The organism is Johnsonella ignava ATCC 51276, from assembly GCF_000235445.1.
GTDB lineage: Bacteria > Bacillota > Clostridia > Lachnospirales > Lachnospiraceae > Johnsonella > Johnsonella ignava.
Map to the genome: position 1 here is coordinate 1 of NZ_JH378855.1, position 1,501 is coordinate 1,501.

Consider the following 1,501-nt stretch of genomic DNA (forward strand, 5'->3'; position numbering starts at 1 on the left):
TTTCTGCAAATGGCAATGATTTCTTCATTTTCAAGCTCTTCTTCACGAATGAATAAAGGCTCCAATTCTTCATCAATCAGAGCCTTTTTATCATTTAACTTCTTTATTCTGTTTTTTACTGCTATCAGTTCCTTTTTCAAATTGTTACCTCCTATTTCTTTACATTTGGCGGAAAACCGAATCCTACGGGATGGTGCTTACAAAATGTTGCTATCCAATCATCTAAGGTAGTTACTCTTATTCGACCGATGTTATCAATCACTTTTCCATCTCCAATGTAAATACCTACATGACCATAGGTAAGCCCTGCACTGCTTCCGCTACTGCTGCTTTCGACTGCCACAAGCATTCCGACCTTGAGCTTTGACCTGTCTGATGTAAAGGTATAGTTTCGGTACATATCACAGGCATTCCCGCCTATATATCCAAGTCCTGCATTTTGATAGACCTGTGATACCCACATGGCACACCAGCCTGCACCCGGAGATGGCGTAATGTATGCAGCATTAACAATCTTCTTTTGTACTTCCGTAGATGCCTCATACTCTTTTCCACCGCCGATACCTCCATTTGCACTGATAAGGTCAGAATTACCAAAGGCTTCTCTCATATTGCCTTGTGCAAGGAACAAGGCTTCATAGTGCTTTAGATTATCGGGATAGTTTGCAAAGACCTTTCGGATAATACTGTCCATCTCTTTTTTATGAAGCGTTACGATGAGTTTTTTATACTCATAAGGTTCTTCGTGGCTTTCGGTATATTCATTGCCATCTTCATCGGTATAGGTTTTTGTAACCGTCCTGTATCTGATTTCAATTTCTTCCCTATACTCAAGGTCATACATGGACTCAAATAATTCTTTTAATATGGATTCTACTTCCGATACACTCTTTACCTCTCCACACCTTGATGTAATGTAGGATAAAAGCTCATGGACATTATGACCGATGTATTCTGTATTATTTAAGATATATTCATCATATCCAGGATAATTTTCTTTCACATGGTCAACTTCACTTTTAAGCTCACCCTCCATATCTGAAAATTTCTGATTGATTTCACTTAGGACATTTGGCTTTGATAAATAGCTTGTTGTAAGCACAGAGCTTGTAGAGTTCATAAAGCCTGTCATTCCCGTTCCTGCAAAGTTAATCACAAAAGTCCCTAAGATAATGATGCCTATGAAAATAAGCATTAGTCCTTTTGCTTTTCGGATAATCATATCCTTTGAGCTTTTCAGTGTTCCGATAAGTCCCTCTTTAATTCGATCTCTAAGCCTTGACTTATTCTCACGAGAAATTGCTGCCTTTACCTGATTTTTCTTTTGAAATCTTTTATATGCACTTGCTCTTTTATACTCATCCGTCTTTTTCAGTTCCTTTTTGGCATCACGAAATTCCAACTTTGACTTACGCTTTCTGATTTTATAGTCCTTATTTGTAAGGTCATAGCCTCTTTTAGCTCTTTTCTTATCAGAATACTTCTTTATGCCATGAATGAG

1 protein-coding gene and 1 pseudogene are annotated in these 1,501 nt (G+C 37.8%); both read right to left on the reverse strand.

What is annotated here, in order from left to right:
- Positions 1-140: pseudogene (locus HMPREF9333_RS11925) on the reverse strand (conjugal transfer protein); the annotation flags it as partial.
- Positions 141-151: 11 nt separating this feature from the next.
- On the reverse strand, positions 152-1,501 hold a 1,350-nt coding region (locus HMPREF9333_RS11930; RefSeq protein WP_005542403.1), incomplete at its 5' end, for a CHAP domain-containing protein.